This is a genomic window from Paraburkholderia sp. GAS334 (assembly GCF_050436625.1).
In the GTDB taxonomy this organism is placed as follows: domain Bacteria; phylum Pseudomonadota; class Gammaproteobacteria; order Burkholderiales; family Burkholderiaceae; genus Paraburkholderia.
Window position 1 is genome coordinate 20,286 of record NZ_JBNDMO010000029.1, and the last position, 16,341, is coordinate 36,626.

Here is a 16,341-nt window from a genome sequence, read left to right on the forward strand (position 1 = left end):
TTGCGCCCGTGTCGAGTGATACGAAGTATGGTTGTGTGACGCGTCTGCGTCCAACGATGAATACTGACTGCGTGATCTTGAACTCAGATCAACCGACGTCTCTTCAGGTCACCATGCCTCATGGCAGGTTGCGCCAACTGACAGCTACCCTTCAGACAATAATCGCGATACACGGGCGATGATAGGGAATACCCACTGCGCAGACCGCCAGTCCGACCGATCGGCGCCGCGTCGTCGTTCGGCCGCTCCGCCGCGCAGGACGCGTGCAAAAGCATGAATGCGTTGAGTGTTGCGTGTGGCTGATCACTAATGGAGATCAAGTTGTCAATTTTTATCATTAGACAGTGATCGCAACTCCTCGGATAGTTGCCTCGAATCTTCGCACAAGCAGGAGACACGACGGAGCGACGTTCTTCCGAAACTGGGAAAGTCACGGTCCATCGACGCAACGTCTGTTGTCGGCAAATTTCAAAATGTCGCCTAAAACGGCGAGATCATTCAGCCCACACGGAAACGACCATCATGAAGCTGGCAATGTTTACTCATCGAGGCAATATGTCAGTTGGAAAAGTGGTGGGGGACAGGGTGATCGACTTGCGCGCGGTGGGTGATGCCGCCGACGATGTTGTGAGTCTGATCACTGCAATGTGGCGGGATTCAGTGTTGCGGGAGTCGGTCGAGACCCTCGAAAGTCCGAGCTATCTGCTCGCCGATGTGGTACTGAATGCGCCGGTGCCTCACCCCGGGAAGTTCCTCGCCATCGGAATGAACTATCGGGAGCACGCCGACGAGGCCCGTCGGGCAGGTGTCAAGGTTCCCGACTCACAGCTCTGGTTCAACAAGCAGGTGACGAGCGTTACCGGCCCGTTCGATCCCGTCCACTATCCGCATGTCGTTAAAGAACTCGATTACGAAGCCGAGCTCGGAGTGGTGATCGGCGCGCGTTGCCGCTACGCATCGAGTGACGAAGCGCTATCTGCAGTCGCCGGCTATCTGGTGATCAACGATGTAAGCGCTCGCGACTGGCAGGCTCGCAGCCCGACCTTTACCCTTGGAAAGTCGTTCGATACCCATGGTCCAACCGGCCCATGGGTTACGACTGCGGACGAGATCGGCGATCCGCAAGATCTGCAACTGCGGCTAACGGTCAATGGAATTGTTCGTCAGCAAGCTTCCACGCGCTCAATGATCTATAGCGTGGCCGAGCAGATTTCCTACCTGAGCCAGGTGATGACGCTGATGCCGGGCGACCTGCTCGCTACAGGCACACCGGCTGGAGTGGGCATTGCGATGTCCCCGCCCTCGCTATTGTCAATCGGGGATGTCGTGCGCGTCGAAGTCGATAAGATTGGTTTCATCGAGAACAGAATTGTCGCTGAGCCCGATGCCGTACGTCGACTTGACACTGCGAAGCCGGCCGGAGACTGAGTCATGGGGAAGCACCAACGGAAAGTTATTGTCACCTGCGCGATAACGGGCTCGATTCATACGCCGTCCATGTCGCCTTATTTGCCTGTCACGCCCGAAGACATTGCCCAGTCGGCGATCGAAGCGGGGCATGCAGGCGCGGCCATCGCTCACCTTCACGCGCGCGATCCGTTAACCGGCATCCCGAGTCAGGACCCGGAAATATTCCGGCGCTTCCTACCGCTGATCAAAGCCGAATCGGACGTCGTCATTAACCTGACGACCGGTGGCGCACCGACGATGAGTGTCGAGGAGCGGCTTCAGCCAGCGTTGCAATTCAAACCGGAACTCGCTTCGCTCAACATGGGCTCGATGAACTTTGGTCTCTACGAGATGCTGTCGCGTTACACGGAGTTCAGATACGACTGGGAACGGCCTTACCTTGCGTCAAGTGACGACCGAATCTTCAAGAATACGTTCAAGGACATCGCCTATATCCTCGAGTCGTGCGGAGGCAACGGTACGAAGTTTGAGATCGAGTGCTACGACATCGGGCACCTTTATACGGCCGCACATTTTCTGGATCGAGGGCTTTTGAAGGGACCGCTTTTCATTCAGTCCGCCTTTGGCATCCGTGGTGGCATCGGCACCCATCCGGAGGATGTTTTGCATATGAAACGCACCGCGGACCGCCTGTTTGGCGACGAGTACGCATGGTCGGTGTTAGGCGTGGGCAGCACGCAGACAAATATCGGTGCTCAGGCAGCGGTCATGGGCGGCAACGTGCGCGTCGGTCTTGAAGACAATCTTTGGCTCGCTAAAGGCCGTCTCGCTCGAAATAACGCTGAGCAAGTTACGAAGATGAGGCAGATTCTTGAGGAGATCGGCCTGTCAATTGCTACACCTAACGAAGCGCGTGAATTGGTTGGGTTAAAAGGCGCTGGCGATGTTGCGTTCTGACTACGCCAATCAACGCACTCGCTACGATGCCAAACCCTAACAAACCTGTCACGCTCGATACCTCGGCGTGGAGCAAAGGAAAGGTGGAGGAGACATGAAGCAGATTCGCGTTCCGGTATTCGTTGTGGGCGCAGGTCCGGCGGGCCTGACAACGGCTGCGCTACTGGCCAGGTATGGCGTCGAAGTGCTCGCCATCACGCGTTATTCGGGCACAGCGCACGGGCCGCGTGCTCACATTACCAATCAGCGCACCGTCGAAGTATTCCGCGATCTGGGCATCGAAGATCGCGTTCGCGCGCTCGCGACACCGCGCGAATCGATGACGAACAACGTGTGGGCGACGAGCTTTGGCGGTGTGGAACTGGGACGACTGCAGGCATGGGGAACAGGGGAGAAGCGCAAGGCGGACTATGAGATGGCCAGTCCTTCCCAGATGTGCAATGCGCCACAACATCTGCTTGAGCCGCTCATTCTGACGGCAGCTCGCGAAAGCGGCGCACGGTTCCTCTTCAATACTGAACTGATATCCATGCATCAGACGGACGACGCAGTCTACTCGCGACTCGTAAACCGCCTGACAGGTGAGGAGCTTGAGGTCGTGTCGGATTACGTGGTCGGTGCAGACGGTGCTCAGAGTACCGTCGTCAAAGAAATCGGCTTCGAGCTCGATGGCGAGTCAGGGTTGGGGTGTGCGATGAACTGTTGGCTGGAGGTCGACCTTGCCAGATATTGTGCACATCGTCCGGGCGTACTGTACTGGATGGCCCAGCCCGGCAACGACTACTGGGTCGGCAGCGGCACCTGGATCTGTGTGCGCCCATGGAACGAGTGGGTGTTGGTATTCATGTACGACCCGCGCGACGGCGAGCCCGCGCATAGCGAGGAAGCCGTCATCGCACGCGCGCGAAGCACGATTGGCGACGCCAGCATTCCCATTACGGTTAAGTCAGTGTCAAAGTGGACGATCAACAAGATGTATGCGCGCAGTATGACCAGGGGGCGCGTCGTCATTGCGGGCGACGCGGCGCATCGTCACCCGCCGGCGAATGGTCTGGGATCCAACACGTCAATCCAGGACGCGTTTAATGTCGCGTGGAAGCTGGCGATGATCGTCAAGGGGCAGGCCACACCTTCGCTACTCCAGACTTACTCTGACGAGCGGCAGCCGGTCGCGCGTCAGGTCGTTGAGCGCGCGATGAAGTCTGTAGCGAACATGCAGCCGATACCACAAGCTCTTGGCTTTCGGCCGGGCCAGAGCGATGGGGAAGGATGGGCGGCATTGACTCAGTTGTTCTCCGATTCTGAAGAAGGTCGGCACAAGAGAAATGCCCTCGCAGCCGCGATCGAATTGCAGAACTATCAGTTCAACTGCCATGGAATCGAACTCGGTCAACGCTACGCTTCAGCCGCTGTGGTCCCGGACGGTTCCGCAGTTGCACAACCGGGTCGCGATCCTGAGTTGTATTACCACCCAACCACTACGCCGGGGGCTTACTTGCCTCACGCGTGGGTCCAGCGGGAAGAAGAACTCGTATCGACGCTTGACCTGGTTGGGCACGGCGCATTCACGCTTATCACCGGCATTGGCGGCAGGCAGTGGTCAGACGCGGCCGGTAAGGTCGCTACAGAGTTCGGAATACCGCTTCAAGCCGTGTCGATAGGGCCCGGTGCCGAGGTCGAGGACGTGTATGGCCGATGGACGGAACTGTCGGAGATAGAGGAGGACGGCTGCCTGCTTATACGACCCGACCGATTCGTCGCATTCCGGTCAAGAACCCTCATAGCCGACCCTGTCGCAGGCCTGCACCAGGCACTATCACGCATTCTGGGCCTAAATCCCGAAACAACGTCCGCGTTGACACTGCAAGAGTCGAATGCCGGCGCATAACGAAGGAGGGGAAGTCATGGAAGCGACAAGACTGGCCGTGCCGCTGGTCGGCGTGCATTCGATCAATCACTTTGCACTGGAAGTGCCTGACCTCCAGGCTGCAAAGCATTTCTTCGATGGCTTTGGCCTCGATGTCATGGAGACGGGACCGGGTCTCGAACTCCGTACAGCGGGCAATGCTCATATCTGGACGAGGGTCTTGCCGGGATCAAGGAAGCGGCTCGCGTACCTTTCGTTCAACTGTTTTGCCGACGACCTCGACGCATTGACAAAACAGATCAATGCTGCGGGCGGTAAAGTGGCTTACCCGCACGGCAGCTGCGCTAACGCGGACGGATTCTGGTTTGAGGATCCGGACGGCAATCTCCTGCAAGTTCGAGCCGGCGAAAAGACGTCGCCATCGTCGAAGCCGCTGTGGCCAACTCCCATCTTGCTAAAAACGTGGAACGGGGCAGTTGGTCCGCAGCGTGACCGATCGATTGTCCGGCCGACCAGGCTGTCTCATGTAGTGCTGTTTACGCCGAACGTCGAACGCGCCGTTGTGTTCTATCTGCAGGCTCTTGGTTTGAAGTTCTCTGATGGCTCGAAGGGCATCGTGGCATTCATGCATGGCAGGCATGGAAGCGATCACCATCTGGTCGCGTTCGTTCAGTCGACTTCAAAGGGCTGGCATCACAGTGCCTGGGATGTGCCCACCATGGACGATGTCGGGCGCGGCAAGATGCAGATGAAACGTGCTGGATATGCCGACGGGTGGGGTGTCGGGCGGCACGTTCTGGGCTCGAATCATTTTCAGTACGTTCGGGACCCTTGGGGCTCGTTCTGGGAATACTCGGCCAATATGGACTTTGTCCCCCCGGGCGTGGAATGGTGCAGCGCCGATCATCCGCCGGAAGATTCGCTGTATCTCTGGGGACCTGATGTTCCGACTTTTTTCATTCAGAACAACGAGGCGCAGGAGTGACGAGCGTCACCTCAGGCGTGCAGGCGATGGGCAGTGGCAAGTCTGCACGTCGATCGGCGCGGTAGCTTCGGGGCTTCTCCCGTAACCCGACGTTGAGGCGGCCAATCCAGGCAGCCTTGACGCGCAATTATTCTCGGAGACGGTTATGCAGATCCAGTCGATGACTGATGAGCAGCGTAAAGCGCTCGCAATAGAGTATTTCAGGCGCGTAGATCGCGGAGGCGATATTCTCGAGCTATTCGACGAGAAGGCCGAAGTCTATTTTCCGAAGTGGGGCATCGCACGTGGTCGTAAGGAGATTGCCCAATTTCTCGAGGACCTGATGGGTATCCTCGCCGAAATATCGCACGACATCCCGTATGCGAATTTTATTCAGCAAGGGGATCTGGTAGTGGTTGAAGCCACCTCATCCGGGAAGCTAAGGAATGGCGCATCCTGGCGAGCAGGGACTACGCACGCCGGGCGGTGGTGCGATGTATTTGAAATTCGCGACTTCAAGATTCAGCGCTGCTTTGTATATCTCGACCCCGATTATGCGGGGGCTGACACTGAACGCTATCCGTGGATTGGCAGCGCGCCGACGAGCCGTTATTGAAAGACTTCATGGCGGTAGTCGTTAGTTTTGAAAATAGATCGCGGCGTCTACTTCAGATAACCCACCTGGGGCCTGACTCGACGGATCCAGCTTGACCCAGATGACCTGCACGACGAACACCGCCGCGTCCGCAGCACGTACGATCGTCTGTCAGGGACAAAAGCGCCGATAACTGGCGGTGCAGTTGCCGTTTTCCACTGAGACGCAAGCCAGCGAGTCCGAGCCGATGCTTTGTCTATACGCATCGATTTTGCGTCGGCACCGGAATTTCTGCTTGCAGTCGATCGTGGGCAATCGTCGTCGACGCAGATCTCCTCTCGAAGCATGCAGTCAACGTTACCTGGCGAGGCGGCTTGTGTACGCGGTGCTACGGCTGCTGGAGGCGTTGCGACGCCACTAGAAGTCAAGTGCTTGCGTTGGGCCTCGTGCGCGAGATCTGCTTTCGGATCTTGATGAGCGAGGAGGGCGCGGCGATGCTGCGGCGCTCGCGAGCCAAGAGCATTTTGACAAAATCGTCAATGCGTGAGTTTAGGCGCTTTTTTGGAGGCACTGCCGGGGGAAGATGCGACGTTCATAAACAGTCGCTTGCGTTGGCACCAGCTGAGACGAATTCGTGTACGTAACCGCGCATCAAGGCCACGCTCAATGGCGATGTGCCTGTCTTCGGTGACGACATGACGAAGATTAAGCGCTTGACATCTCGCTCAGAAGGCGATATTTCTCGACAAATTCCATCCGGAAAATCGATATATGCTCGACGGCGTATCCATGGACCAATTGCGCACCTTTATCGCTGCCGCAGACGAAGGAAGCTTCTCTGCGGCAGGACGTAAGCTTCGCAGGGCACAGTCCGTCGTGAGCCAGACGCTCGCCAATCTTGAGGCTCAAATCAATGTGCCATTGTTCGACCGGAGTGGTCACTATCCACGATTGACAGATGAAGGTGCTGCATTGCTTTCGCAGGCGCGTCTCACCGTCAACTGCATGGATGGTTTCAAGTCGCGGGCGCGAGCAATCGCGGAAGGACTCGAGCCAGAGCTTTCCGTCGTGGTGGACGTCATGTATCCGATGGCCTCACTCACACGGGCGGTTGGAGAATTCCGTGACGCGTTTCCTGACACTCCAGTTCGGTTGTATGTCGAAGCCTTGGGTGCGGTAGTGCAGCGAGTGGTGGAGCGGGCGTGCAGGCTCGGCATTAGCGGTTCTATGCCGGCCGTGCCCGAATCGGTTGATGCCGAGAAGCTGCTCGATGTGCCGATGGTCACCGTTACCGGTCCGACACATCCCTTGGCATCGCTTAACAGAGTGATCCGATCGCGCGAGCTGGAAGAACATGTTCAGCTTGTATTGACTGATCGCACGCCGCTGACCGATGGTAAGACATTCGGGGTGTTCTCTTCGCAGATCTGGCGATTGGCGGATCTGGGCGCGAAGCATGCGTTTTTGCGAGCTGGCTTCGGGTGGGGGCATATGCCTGCGGTGATGGTACACGCCGATCTTGTTTCGGGCGATCTGGTACCGCTGCGAATCGAAAACTTTCAGCCCCAAACGCCGCCGATCACCATGCTTGCAATCTATCGCAAAGATACGCCGCCAGGCCCTGCGGGCCGTTGGTTTCTCGGTCGACTAAAACAAACCTCAAATGAAGAGTGACGGTCTTGGTCGACCTGACATTTCATTGCCACGGTTGTAATCCATCCAGGAACTCGATAAGCAGCGGGTTCACCATCTCAAGCGCTTCCTCTGTACAAGCACCAGAACCGAAGATGCCTCGGCGAACTGCCACGCGGAGATGCTCGTTGCAAAGGTTCATCGGTTGAGACGATGGACTTTATCGAAATATATAGGCTTCCGTTGGGGTTCGCCAGCTTCTAACCTTCAGCCATGTCATCCCCACAAGGAAATCGTCATGGCTCCCACCACTGATCTACTCGAAGTAGCCACGCCCGTTGCCCGGCCAGCCAGTCCTTCGCGCACCGTTGTGGCGCGTACCCAGGGGCGCCCCCATGGCCCGGTCACGCGCATCGTTAGTCCCGCCGAGCTGGGCGAGCTGATCAAGCCGTTCGTGTTCCTGGACTACTTCGATTTCACGCCGTCGAGCGACGCACTGTTTCCAATGCACCCGCATTCGGGCATCGCGACGATCACGGTCCTGCTCTCGGGCAACCTGAGTTACGAAGACACGACGGGCGCGTCGGGCGTGTTGTCCGCGGGCAGCGTCGAGTGGATGAACGCTGGCAACGGTATCTGGCACGACGCCAGTCCTGCAGACCTGAAGCGCTTTCACGGTTACCAGATGTGGGTGGCGTTGCCGCCCGAAATCGAGAATGGGGAACCGCAAACCCAATATCTACCCGCGCAGGCCATCCCGCATGTGGGTCCTGCGCGCGTCATTCTCGGCAGCTATAGGGACGCACACAGCCCGGTATTGGCTCCGGAAGGGATCAACTATCTGCACGTACAGCTCAAGACGGGCGAGCGCTGGCGCTATGTGCCGCCCACTGCACATACCGTGGGCTGGACCCACGTGCATCGGGGTGTGCTTCGTGTCGCGGGTGAGCGTCTGCGCAGCGAACTCGCGGTCTTCAGCGAGTCCGAAGACGCTCTCGACTTCGTCGCAGACAGCGACGCCGAATTCATTTTCGCATCCGCAGTAAAACACCCGCACGACCTGGTGCTCGGCTACTACTCGGTTCACACGTCAGAGGCCGCGCTGCAAGCGGGAGAAGCCCAGATCGCACGAATTGGCAAGCAGCTTCGCTCTCGCGGTCGTATCCGGTAGTCGCACAAGCAGTCCACTTAACCTTCGTCTCTTTTTAATTAACTTAAGGAACTCGTCATGAACTCAACCTCTGCAAATTCTAACCAGGCCCTTCCGCTGATTGGCCGCATTCTCATCGCTGCCATTTTTCTGGTGAGCGGCTTTAGCAAACTCACCGCGCCGGGAGCGACCATCGGCTACATCGGGTCGCTAGGATTGCCCGTACCGCTGCTCGGCTATCTCGGCTCGATGGCTCTTGAACTGATTGGCAGCGTTCTGCTGATCGTCGGCTATCGCACGCGACTCGTTGCCGTGCTGCTGGCAGCGTATTCGATCATTACCGCGCTGATCTTCCACCGCGCGCTCGGCGACCAGAACCAGATGTTCCACTTTCTCAAGAACGTCGCGATGGCCGGTGGTTTGATCCAGGTCGTGGCTTATGGCGCAGGCGCATTCAGCTTCGATAACCGTCGCGAGGTGCGGGTCGCAGGTACCGCACAGTAACGACATTCGGGACGGCCCTGGGTCGTCCTCGCAGGACATCTGCTGCACCCCTGCGGCGCCATGATGGCCCGCTTCATCACCCTCAGGAGATTGCGATGGCTAAGGTTCTTGTTCTCTACTATTCGTCGTACGGACATATCGAGCAGATGGCTGAGGCCGTCGCGCAGGGCGCCCGCAGCGCAGGCGCGCAGGTCGACGTCAAACGCGTACCGGAAACGGTGCCTCAAGAGGTCGCCAAGGGCGCGCATTTCAAGCTCGACCAGGTGGCTCCGGTCGCAACGGTCGCCGACCTCGAGAACTACGATGCGATCGTCGTGGGTACCGGCACGCGCTATGGCCGCATGTCGTCGCAGATGGCAGCGTTCCTCGATCAGACAGGGGGTTTGTGGATGCGTGGCGCACTGCACGGCAAGGTTGGCGGCGCGTTCGCGTCGACTGCCACCCAGCATGGCGGGCAGGAGACCACGCTTTTCTCGATCATCACGAACCTGATGCATCTCGGCATGGTTATCGTCGGGCTGCCCTATAGCCATCAGGGGCAGATGAACATGAGCGAGATCGTCGGCGGCGCACCTTATGGCGCAACCACCGTCGCTTCCGGCGACGGGTCGCGTCAGCCAAGCGAGATCGATCTGGCCGGCGCTCACCATCAGGGCGAACTGGTCGCAAAGACGGCGGCGAAGCTGTTCGGCTAACGCTTTTGCTGGCAAGTCTTTGAGTGAGCTGGGCGTCATCGCCCAGCGTAACGTGATAATAGATCGGTATGCTAATTATAGGTGCGCCAAAGGGCGCCGTGTAAGGGATCACCCGCCAATAGCGCGCAGAACCCGGCCTTCGCCGAACTTGCCCGCACCGCGATTCCCGGCGAAGCGGGGCGCCCAACCGGCCGAAGTGGCCGCCGCCGCTGTCTGGCTCTGCTCGTCGGCGGCGAGTTATGTGATCGGGCAGATGCTCGTGGTCGACGGTGGGGTGACCATCGGTGGCTTCGAGCTGCAGTGATCGACCCGTATCGTTGTGAACTGAAACACTCGCATTTCAACCGTTCTGGAGCATGACATGACCCGTAGCAACGCAAGCGAAGAAGCAAAGGCTGTAGTTCGTCGCAATACCGAAGAGGTTCAAGGCGGCGGCAACTTTGACGTATTCGAAGAATTATTCGCGAACGATTTCGTCGACCATACGCCGCAGCCGAACTGCACCCCGGACAAGGATGGTGCACGCGGCCTCTACCACGCACTGCGTGCCGCGTTCCCTGATTTCCACGCGGACATTCATTGGCAGGTTGCCGACGGCGATCTGGTGACGACCTACAAGACGTATCACGGCACACACGAAGGCACCTTCCTTGGCGTGCCGCCCACCGGTCGAAAGATCCATTTTGAAACTGTCGACGCGATGCGCGTACGCAACGGCAAGATTGCCGAGCACTGGGGTGTCGCCAATCTCTTCTCGCTGATGCAGCAACTCGGTGCTTTTCCTGCCGGTGCGAAGAAAGCGTGAAGAACCGACTGCGCTCACGCGGTGGCGCCTTGACAACCGCTACGCACCACTAGACTGTTGATTCAGTACATGCGGTCAAGTTGATTTATTTATAAGGATACCAAAATGAGCGATATTCTTAAGGACAAGGTCGTGCTGGTCACCGGCGCCGCCAGCGGCATCGGTCGGGCCATTGCGATTACTGCGGCGCGGCACGGAGCGAAGGCAGTGATCATCTCCGACGTCACCGAAACCCCGCACGAGGGCGGTACGCAGACGACTGCCGAGATCGAAGCGCTGGGTGTGCTCACGCGATTTCAACGCACCGACGTAACGCAGCACGCGGAAGTCGACGCGCTGGTCGATGCGGCGGCCGAGTTTGGCGGCGTCGACGTAATGGTTTGCAACGCCGGCATCACGTTGCGCGAGGACGGTCCCGACGTCGCCGAAAGCGACTACCGGCGGTTGATGGCGGTCAATCTCGACGGCGTGCTTTTCGGTGCGCAAGCCGCGGCACGCCAGATGAAGGCGCGTGGCAAGCCTGGCAGCATCGTACTGATTGCGAGCATGGGCGGTATCGCGGGCGCCGGTATGACCGTCGCTTACTCGACCAGCAAGGGTGGCGTCGTGCTGATGGCCAAGGCCTTGGCGGACGCGCTCGGCCCCGACGGTATCCGCGTGAATGCCATCTGCCCCGGCACGATCGACACACACTTGCTGCGCACGAATCCCGGCATTGCCGCAGCCTCGGAAGGTTTTCGACAACGCACTCCATTGCGCCGCCTGGGGACGCCGTCCGAAATAGGCGACGCTGTTGCGTGGCTCGGTTCGGACATGTCGAGCTATGTCACCGGTATCGCCTTGCTTGTTGATGGCGGCCTGCTCTCGGTGATCTGACACATCAAAGCAACCGTAACTGTACGGTTGCTCAATCAGGAGTAACTCATGAAAGCAATACGTGCCTATGTCTACGGCGGCCCCGAAGTTCTGACGCTGGAAGATATCCCTGACCCGGTACCGGGAGAGGGCGAAGTATTAATCGACGTTGCGGGGAGCGGCGTCAACCCGGTCGACTGGAAAATTCTGGAAGGCAGGATGAAAGCGTTCCTGCCGCTGTCACTGCCTTACACGCCTGGCGTTGAGGTGTCGGGAAAGATTTCGGCACTGGGCGCCGGGGTCAGGGACTTCGCCGTGGGTGACGAGGTCTTCGGTTACATCGGGATCGTCGGCGGGTACGCCACGAGGATGATCGCCTCAACGGATCGCCTGGCTTTAGTCCCGAATAAGCTTTCCCTGCTTGAAGCGGCAGGCGTGCCTGCGACAGCATTGACTGCATGGCAGGCGTTGCATGAGCACGCTGGTGTCAAGCCGGGTCAGCTCGTGTTGATTCACGGCGCGGCGGGCGGCGTTGGCAGTATGGCGGTGCAGTTGGCAAGAATGGCCGGCGCAAACGTAATCGCAACGGCGTCGTCCAGCAATCTTGACTACGTCAGACGGCTTGGCGCGACACAGGTCATCGACTATCAGACGGAGTCCTTCGAGCAGATCGTGTCGTCCGTGGACATCGTCCTGGATCTGGTTGGCGGTGAAACACAGGATCGTTCCTGGTCATTGTTAAAGGCGGGCGGTACCCTGGTGTCACCGGTCAGTCCACCGGATGCCGAGCGCGCGAGGCTAGCGGGTGTGGTGGCGAAACACTTCGCAACCCGCTCCGATGGCAAGCAGTTGGCCGCGATCGCTGCGCACTTCGATTCGGGCGAGCTCAGGGCCGAAGTCGAATCGGTCTTTCCGCTATCGCGTGCGGCCGATGCCCTGAAAAAAAACTTGACCCGTCACGCTCGCGGCAAGCTCGTGCTCGACGCGACCCGATGATACCAATTGGCTGGTCTGCCGAAGCACGGCTTTCGTAGATTGCCTGGCGTACCGCAGCCGATGGGCCGTGGTTCAGTTCGTGAAGCAAGCATCTGATGGTGTGGAGCTTCGACGGGACTTTCGCAACCTTATGGCGCTTTCTCATCATGGACCTGCGTAGACTTCGTTATTTCACGGCAGTTGCCGAAGAGTTGCATTTCGGTCGGGCCGCGCAGCGTATGCACGTGGTGCAGTCCGCGGTGAGCCATCAGGTGAAACTGCTTGAAGAAGAGCTGGGATTTTCGCTGTTGGAGCGTTCACGCCACAACGTTCGGCTCACTGTTCCGGGCGAGATATTTTTACCTGAAGCGCGTGATCTGCTTCGTCGGGCAGATGAGGCCATGCGCCGCGCCCGCGCGTCGGCGGATGGTACGGTCGGGTGGCTCGCGATCGGCTTCGTCGATAATGTACTTTGGTCCGTACTGCCGCCGATACTCCGAGACTTTCGCCAGAGGTGGCCGCAGGTTGAATTGACGCTGCATCCGCTCGATCGAAGCGCGCAGATCGAGGCGCTCCGGACTTCGGTCATCGATATTGGAATCATGCCGTCGCCATCCCCTGGTGACGCGCTCAAGTCTGTTGCACTCGCTGTGGCCCCTTTAGTGGCGGCCATCCCGGAGGGGCATCGGCTTGCCGTACGGTCGACGCTGCCCATTGTCGAGCTCGCCAACGAGCCGTTTGTTCTGTTCCCCCGAAGAATGAACAGCCGGCTTCTGGAAATCATCGTCGCGTGCTGCGCTTCGGCCGGGTTTACACCTCGAATCGTCCAGGAGGCCGAACAGCTTCATACGCTCCTTGCGCTTGTTAGCGCGGGACTTGGCGTTACGTTGGTGCCTCAGTGGGTAGCGCGCGTCCAGCAACTCGGCGTCATCTACATACCCATCGAAGACCTGCTCACGTCTTATGAACTGATCGCGGCATGGAATTCCAGTACGGACAATCCGGCTCTCACGAATTTTCGTGAAATCGCAGCAGGGATCGCCGGCCAGATGCTTTTCCTGTCACCAAGCCAATAGTCCAAATCGGCCGTTTTCTTCGAAACCGGAATGTGGGTGATTACATATCGAGATCGCGTAGTTATTTTTAATCGTTAGACAGCGATCACGGTTGCCCCGATAGTTTGCAGCAATGCAAAACGCAAGTCCGGAGACGACGATCGGCAGCCTTCCCGTGATTGACGCAATGGTTCTGGCTTGAACCCTTAGCGCACCAAATTCCAGAGTCCTTACGTGCCGGCATCTATCAATGCCCGGAAGGATCTTTGCGTGCCAGAAATCGAAGGGCGATGCGCGGCGGGATTGCAGGTCAGAGCGCTCACCCTGATCCCGAACACAGGACCTTCAGCGAATCTGCGGCACGACGGGGAGGGCAGGTAACGAAGACTCGCCGAAGGTCAGATGTCAGGAGCGCCCGATGACGCGTTCCATAGAATGTGAAAGTCGATCATCAGATTTGCACTACTAAGTGAAGTGCAAAAAGACCGCTTCGCGACCCGTGTATGTGAAGCAGGATTCGCGGTTGGCCGTTTGCCTTCGTCTGAAAAGCAAGATTGCCTGCAACGTTCAGGCGACGGAAAGAGTGCCCGCTACAAAAAACACGAATAAGCTGAAGTGCGAAGAGTTTCGAGCTGGCAATTCTAAAGGGAGGGGACTTTTGATGAAGAGGCAGATGTTCGTCGGCCTGGTAGCCGGGGCGTTTGCGGTTTGTGGGCATGCTGAATCGAGTGTAACGCTCTACGGCATTCTCGACACCGCAATCGAATTCACCAATCATTGGCCGACCAGCCCCACCCAGCCTGCAGCGACGGGCAATCGCTGGGCAATGGCGGACGGGGCTCGCTCCGGGGGCTCGCGTTGGGGCCTCACAGGCAATGAGGATCTCGGAGGTGGACTAAAGGCGGAGTTCCAGTTGGAAGATGGCTTTCTGGTTCCAAACGGCCGTCTGATGCAGGAGTTTTTCGGTCGTAGCGCGTGGATTGGTTTGACGTCACCGAAAGCCGGCACGCTTCGTTTTGGCCGGCAGTACACGTCCCTCGTGGATGCGCTTTACCCGTCGTCGCCTACAGACCTGTCGGGTACTTACGAGCCAGTCGTCGCGGAAGTCGGGGCCAACCTTTGGGAGAGCAACGTCGTCAAATACAAGAACGCTTTTGGGCCGGTGACGCTGATTGGCCACTATTCCTTTAGCAATCTTGCAGGGCAGTTTTCGAATGGTTCGGGCTACGGCGGTGCTGCCTCATACGATAACGGCACGGTCTCCGTAAGTCTTGGTTACGACAACCTTCATCGTGCGGAGGGTATCGGCAGTAGCTATGCGCGGTTCGAAAAAGCGGCTATCGGTGTCACCTATTCGACCGCCGCGCTCAAGCTCATGGGAGGGTATCGGTACGGAAAGAACGATCCGCTCGCCGGCTACGCCGCTCGCGACGATTACTTCTGGGCGGCTGCGCGCTACCTGTTTGCGGTCGACAAGATACTGACCATTGCGTACTACTACGACCGCATTCGCACGGCAACCGGAATCAACGGCGAGGTGACGAGGCCGGCCAGCCCGCAGCAGCTTATGGCCATCGGCGACTACCTGCTGTCAAAGCGCACCGATCTGTATCTGGTAGTGGGCTACTCGCGCCACTCGGCACTTAACTTCGATTCGTACAACGGTACGTCTGCTGCTTATAGGACGTCGTCTGCCGACAGTAGTCAAACCGGTGTGCAGATTGGCGTGCGGCATTCGTTCTAAGGCTGAAAGACGTCAGACCGGCGGTTCGACGAATGGCGATCTGTGTCGGGGGAGGCGGTGCAGTGGCGGTGCCTCCCTCACGGAATATGCCGGCATTGACTCGCAAGCTGCCGGGTGAATCCAGGTCGGTCTCTAACACCTCCAACATAGAGAGAAGCAAAATGAGAGCAGTGGTACAGATTGGATTGGTGGTCGCATTGGCAGCCACTATCGCACCGTTTTCGGCGTCCGCGCAGGACGGTAATAGCAGTGCGGTAGTAGCGTCGGCGGATGCGGGCAGCGCACCGAGCGCAAAATCGGTCAGGGCCGCTAACCGTAAGCTCGCCAAGAACGTGCGTACCGCAATGGCGAAGGTAAAGGGGATCGACATGACACAACTGTTCGTCTACGCGAAAGGCGGCGTTGTAACGTTGTCTGGTTCTGTGCCGAAGAGTGATCAGGTGGTTCGCGCTGGAGAGATCGCTAAGAGCGTGCCCGGGGTCTCGTCAGTCGACAATCGGCTCAGTGTCTATGCGATAGAGCGGTAAGCGCGAACCGGCCGTTGCTCGGCGTGCAACGGCCTTGGCTTTAACTGTTCGTAGTCCGTCTATTGCGCGTTCGCCGAAACGCCGGAATGGCCCGACTGCGACGAACCGCTGGTTGACGGTCCATAGTTGCTGGTTGTCGCTTTCTCGACGACGTTTTGCCTGGCGACCCGCGACTCCGCGGCCTGAAGGTTCGCGGGGTAATAAGGACCGGTGGGGGCGCCCTTAAAGCCGGCGGCTTCAAGTTGACTGAGTTCGGCGCGCACCTGCGCACGTGTGACAGGCGCGGTCGATTGCTGAGCAAAGGACAGAACCGGAACGGCCAGAACGGAGGCGGTGATTAGCATGTGGATCAGGGGTTTCATGGCGACGGCCTTGGTGTTTGGGTTTAGCGCTGCAGACACCCGTGTCTGCAGTCAGTGATCGCAGTGTATAGGGATTACCAGTACGGGACATCGCTTGCGATCAGGATAGACCGTTGCGGTTTCGCCGTAAATTGGAAACCCGATAAGTCAATTTGAATTCTTCATCTCCAACGGCTTTTAAGGATCGGTAGCTCTGCGGAGTTGAGGCGATGAATGCGCGTTGAACCCCGATGACCGGTAATCA

The 16,341-nt window shown here is 58.4% G+C and carries 17 protein-coding genes; 16 read left to right on the top strand and 1 reads right to left on the bottom strand.

The features are described from left to right. Window positions 1–522: 522 nt before the first annotated feature. The 16 genes from P3T21_RS32145 to P3T21_RS32220 all read left to right on the top strand — a co-directional run bounded on the left by P3T21_RS32145 (window position 523) and on the right by P3T21_RS32220 (window position 15,735). Window positions 523–1,428, top strand: a complete 906-nt coding sequence (locus tag P3T21_RS32145) for a fumarylacetoacetate hydrolase family protein (RefSeq protein WP_429259980.1) — start codon at window positions 523–525, stop codon at window positions 1,426–1,428. 3 nt (window positions 1,429–1,431) lie between these two features. Continuing rightward, window positions 1,432–2,367 (top strand): 3-keto-5-aminohexanoate cleavage protein, encoded by a 936-nt coding sequence (locus P3T21_RS32150; protein ID WP_429259981.1) that lies wholly within the window; start codon window positions 1,432–1,434, stop codon window positions 2,365–2,367. 94 nt (window positions 2,368–2,461) lie between these two features. Continuing rightward, window positions 2,462–4,255 (top strand): FAD-dependent monooxygenase, encoded by a 1,794-nt coding sequence (locus P3T21_RS32155; protein ID WP_429259982.1) that lies wholly within the window; start codon window positions 2,462–2,464, stop codon window positions 4,253–4,255. Between the two features lie 16 nt (window positions 4,256–4,271). Then, complete coding sequence (locus P3T21_RS32160) at window positions 4,272–5,219, top strand: VOC family protein (protein WP_429259983.1); 948 nt, start codon at window positions 4,272–4,274, stop codon at window positions 5,217–5,219. A gap of 145 nt (window positions 5,220–5,364) precedes the next feature. After that, window positions 5,365–5,814 carry a nuclear transport factor 2 family protein gene (locus tag P3T21_RS32165; protein WP_429259984.1) on the top strand — a complete coding sequence of 150 codons (450 nt, stop codon included), beginning with the start codon at window positions 5,365–5,367 and terminating at the stop codon, window positions 5,812–5,814. 750 nt (window positions 5,815–6,564) lie between these two features. After that, window positions 6,565–7,467, top strand: coding sequence for a LysR family transcriptional regulator (locus P3T21_RS32170; RefSeq protein ID WP_429259985.1), 903 nt, complete (start codon window positions 6,565–6,567; stop codon window positions 7,465–7,467). Window positions 7,468–7,723: 256 nt separating this feature from the next. Next, entirely contained in the window at window positions 7,724–8,596 is an 873-nt protein-coding gene (locus tag P3T21_RS32175) for a pirin family protein (protein WP_429259986.1), read from the top strand. 57 nt (window positions 8,597–8,653) lie between these two features. After that, a complete protein-coding gene (locus P3T21_RS32180) occupies window positions 8,654–9,079 on the top strand; it encodes a DoxX family protein (protein WP_429259987.1) in 426 nt (141 codons plus the stop codon). A gap of 95 nt (window positions 9,080–9,174) precedes the next feature. Next, entirely contained in the window at window positions 9,175–9,774 is a 600-nt protein-coding gene (gene wrbA, locus P3T21_RS32185; RefSeq protein ID WP_429259988.1) for an NAD(P)H:quinone oxidoreductase, read from the top strand. Between the two features lie 148 nt (window positions 9,775–9,922). After that, a complete protein-coding gene (locus P3T21_RS32190; protein WP_429259989.1) occupies window positions 9,923–10,078 on the top strand; it encodes an SDR family oxidoreductase in 156 nt (51 codons plus the stop codon). Between the two features lie 57 nt (window positions 10,079–10,135). After that, entirely contained in the window at window positions 10,136–10,579 is a 444-nt protein-coding gene (locus P3T21_RS32195) for an ester cyclase (protein WP_429259990.1), read from the top strand. Window positions 10,580–10,684: 105 nt separating this feature from the next. Next, complete coding sequence (locus tag P3T21_RS32200; RefSeq protein WP_429259991.1) at window positions 10,685–11,455, top strand: SDR family oxidoreductase; 771 nt, start codon at window positions 10,685–10,687, stop codon at window positions 11,453–11,455. A 48-nt stretch (window positions 11,456–11,503) separates the two neighbouring features. Next, window positions 11,504–12,430, top strand: coding sequence for an NADP-dependent oxidoreductase (locus P3T21_RS32205; RefSeq protein WP_429259992.1), 927 nt, complete (start codon window positions 11,504–11,506; stop codon window positions 12,428–12,430). A 95-nt stretch (window positions 12,431–12,525) separates the two neighbouring features. Continuing rightward, entirely contained in the window at window positions 12,526–13,485 is a 960-nt protein-coding gene (locus P3T21_RS32210) for a LysR substrate-binding domain-containing protein (RefSeq protein ID WP_429259993.1), read from the top strand. Between the two features lie 640 nt (window positions 13,486–14,125). Further along, on the top strand, window positions 14,126–15,208 hold the full coding sequence (locus tag P3T21_RS32215; RefSeq protein WP_429259994.1) for a porin: 1,083 nt from the start codon (window positions 14,126–14,128) through the stop codon (window positions 15,206–15,208). 161 nt (window positions 15,209–15,369) lie between these two features. After that, window positions 15,370–15,735 carry a BON domain-containing protein gene (locus P3T21_RS32220; RefSeq protein ID WP_429259995.1) on the top strand — a complete coding sequence of 122 codons (366 nt, stop codon included), beginning with the start codon at window positions 15,370–15,372 and terminating at the stop codon, window positions 15,733–15,735. A gap of 59 nt (window positions 15,736–15,794) precedes the next feature. Here the strand turns inward: P3T21_RS32220 and P3T21_RS32225 are convergent, their stop codons facing one another. Next, a complete protein-coding gene (locus P3T21_RS32225; RefSeq protein ID WP_429259996.1) occupies window positions 15,795–16,097 on the bottom strand; it encodes a DUF4148 domain-containing protein in 303 nt (100 codons plus the stop codon). Window positions 16,098–16,341: the final 244 nt, after the last annotated feature.